The 3031-nt window shown below is 59.9% G+C and carries 4 protein-coding genes; 2 read left to right on the top strand and 2 right to left on the bottom strand.

From position 1 onward, the window contains the following. Window positions 1–176 precede the first annotated feature (176 nt). Window positions 177–653: an Hsp20 family protein gene (locus LH128_RS29895; protein ID WP_008833438.1), complete on the bottom strand. Its 477-nt coding sequence runs from the start codon at window positions 651–653 to the stop codon at window positions 177–179. A 646-nt stretch (window positions 654–1299) separates the two neighbouring features. Here LH128_RS29895 and LH128_RS29900 point away from each other — a divergent pair. Then, window positions 1300–2262 (top strand): PAS domain S-box protein, encoded by a 963-nt coding sequence (locus LH128_RS29900; RefSeq protein WP_008832121.1) that lies wholly within the window; start codon window positions 1300–1302, stop codon window positions 2260–2262. Here LH128_RS29900 and LH128_RS29905 read toward each other — a convergent pair. Further along, window positions 2256–2507 (bottom strand): DUF3072 domain-containing protein, encoded by a 252-nt coding sequence (locus tag LH128_RS29905; RefSeq protein WP_008828913.1) that lies wholly within the window; start codon window positions 2505–2507, stop codon window positions 2256–2258. The genes LH128_RS29900 and LH128_RS29905 overlap by 7 nt on opposite strands. A gap of 148 nt (window positions 2508–2655) precedes the next feature. Between LH128_RS29905 and LH128_RS29910 the strand changes: the two genes are divergently transcribed. Next, window positions 2656–2940 carry a hypothetical protein gene (locus LH128_RS29910; protein ID WP_008828912.1) on the top strand — a complete coding sequence of 95 codons (285 nt, stop codon included), beginning with the start codon at window positions 2656–2658 and terminating at the stop codon, window positions 2938–2940. The last annotated feature ends 91 nt before the right edge of the window (window positions 2941–3031 follow it).

Genomic DNA, 3031 nt, shown 5'->3' on the forward strand with positions numbered 1-3031 from the left:
GTGGGTATTAGTGTCGCGGTCGCGCTCGGCGCTGACCGGGACGGGAAGCCGGTTTTCCTGCCGGCTCCAGGGAATGAGATCACGAAAAGCCATGATGGTCATCTCCTTTTCTGGCTGGAAGGGTGAAGGCCTGCCGGCCCGCCGGGGGCGGTGCCGGCAAACCTTTTAATCATGGATCAGGCCGCTTCGCGGGCCTCATCCCTTGGCGCTTCGATCTGATCCTGGGCAGCCTTGCCGCCGCTGATCTCGATTCTGCGCGGCTTCATTGCCTCGGGCACGACTCGCTTGAGCGCGATGCTCAGTAGGCCGTTCTCGAAACGGGCGTCCCCGGCTTCCACGAAGTCGGCAAGCTGAAAGCGCCGCTCGAACGCGCGTGTGGCAATGCCGCGATGCAGATATTCGCCCTGCCCGTTGTCGTCGGCTCGCTTGCCGGTGACGGTGAGCAGGTTCTGTTGGGCCACCACCTCGATATCCTCAGGGTGGAAGCCAGCCACCGCCAGCGTTACGCGGTAGCTGTCATCGCTTTCTCTCAGAATGTCGAAGGGCGGATAGCCGTCATCTTCGCGGGTGCCGGCTTCGAGCAGATTGAACAGCCGATCGAAGCCCACGGTTGAGCGCCGATAAGGTGCAAAGTCAAAAGCAGTGGTTCTCATTTCCAAATCCTCCTATTGAGCAATTCGGGCATGAGACGTGCCGGAGAGAGCCGGCACTCTCAATGTCCACCAGACCCGGTTTTCAGCGTCCGGCGAGAAAAAGTTAAGAAGAGAGGATGGGGTTTCAAGAGATTTTTTTGGGCAGGTCCGGCTCCTCCCCCCGTCTGCCGCGCGGCGATCCAGCGCTGGCTTCGGTCCATTGAAATCCTCACCTCCAGATCAAGAAATCTCGTGCTTACCGGGCCCTTCTGACGGTTGGTGGCCTTGCTGTCTTAGCCCTGATCGCCCCCCAGGATTGCGCCATTGGGAAAGGTCTCAATCAAGGCCTCGGCTTCGCAGGCATTTTGAACTTGCGCGCTGGTCAGCCTCAGGCTGTCAGCGCATCCTTCAGTATCGACAAGAGCGGAGAGTTTACTGGCAGGGATCGGACGATCACGAGAGGTCCGCTTCGGCACCAACGCACAAGCGCCAAGAAGGATGGCTAATCGACCACGACACGAACAGGCTGACAGGCGTCGATGGCATCCGCCTATATTTATAATGTCCTTGACGCCCACTGCTGCGCCTCACATGTGGCCAGCCACCACGTTTTTTTTGAAATGGCCACTGGCAAGTTCGCTAACGAGGGAACGTGAGGCATTCGACGATGTATGATCCCAAATTCGACGCCGGTTTGTGGCTTTCCTCGGTGGTGGACAATTCCGGCGACGCCATCCTCAGCAAAACGCTCGACGGCGTCATCACCAGCTGGAATGCGGGAGCCGAAAAGTTGTTCGGGTTTTCCGCCGCAGAGGCGATCGGCCAGCCCATTACGCTCATCATCCCCGAGGACCGGCTCCAGGAGGAAGCCGACATCATTGGCAAACTGCGGGCCGGCGAACGCATTGATCGGCTCGAAACGGTACGCCGGCGCAGGGATGGCGAACCTGTCCATATCGAGGTTACCATCTCGCCGGTGCATAACGCCGCGGGCGAGATCATTGGGGCGTCGACGATCGCGCGTGATATCGGCGAACGGCTGCGTCATGCCGAGAACCAGCGGCTCCTGGTTCGAGAGATGCATCACCGCATCAAGAACCTGCTGTCGATCGTGCAAGGGCTTGTAAGAGTCGGCCGCCGAAGGGCCGACGATGTCAATGACTTCGCTAATGACCTGAGCAGCCGGATCACCGCGCTCGGCGCTGCGCAGCAACTTGTCCTCGGCCTTCCTGGCGAAGAGGAGCCCGCGCTAAGCGAGGTCTTCAGGGCGGTGCTGGAGCCCTATCGCAACGAGGGTCAGATCACCATCGCGCGGTGCGACGCGCCCGTCGGAGCTAATGCCTCGACGTCACTAGCGCTGCTTCTGCACGAACTCGCCACCAACGCCGTAAAATATGGCGCTCTTTCCCATTCCGACGGCCAGCTCACGGTCGATATCACCGTGGCGAACGCAACCATCACTATCGCTTGGCGCGAATACGGTGGCAGTTATGACAATGGCGATGAGGGCTTCGGGACAGAGCTGATGAGCGCCGCTCTGCGTGGACTCGGCGGGACGATCGATAAAGCGTGGCATGGCGGCGAGCGGGTCGTGACCATATGTCTCGCCCGCGACCAGCTCGCTCACTGAACATCGTATTGTTTGGGGTCAGTCGAAACCGAGGTTCGCCTTGAGCATATCGATGCGTTTTGACGCTTCGGCCTTGCTGAGGTCGGCAGGCGGCGGCGCTTAGCCTGCTTCTTGCACAGTGTCGTCAAATAGGAGCCCTGCGCCCCCGTCATCGGATCGTCGCTGGACACCCAGCCTTCGGGATTCTTTTCGGTTTTCGAGCCGGGATGCTCGTCGAGCTTGGGATTGTGCAGCTGTTCGGTCATGGCAATCTCACGTTCCCATATTGTTCTTTTTAAGAACGGCGTCATGAACCGCCGGTTTCCGTGGCGGCATCTGCGACGAAGCGAGGAAGCAAATCTGCCGGTTGGTCGTTCTCGCAAAATGCGGGGACCAGTGTTCAGGAGAGCAGCAATGCCGCAGGGCGACAAGTCGAGCTACACGGACAAGCAGAAGCGCAAGGCCGAACATATCGAGGAAGGCTATGAGGACCGCGGTGTCGGCAAGAAGGAAGCCGAACGCCGTGCGTGGGCGACGGTGAACAAGGAATCAGGTGGCGGAAACAAGTCCGGATCGGGGCGAGGCAAGCCCGAGAACCACAGCGCGTCCCGCAAGGGCGGTCGCAAGAGCGGATCGTCCCAGAGCCATGAGAAACGGTCAGCCGCCGCAAAGAAAGGCTGGGAAACGCGCCGCAAGTAATCGCGTGGCTAGACTTTCGCGATTGCCTTAATCGTCAGCCTTCAGACCGGCATACCAGTCGGCATAGGGACTGGTGTGCGCCATGTGGCGG

This window comes from Sphingomonas sp. LH128 (assembly GCF_000293195.2).
GTDB lineage: Bacteria > Pseudomonadota > Alphaproteobacteria > Sphingomonadales > Sphingomonadaceae > Novosphingobium > Novosphingobium resinovorum_A.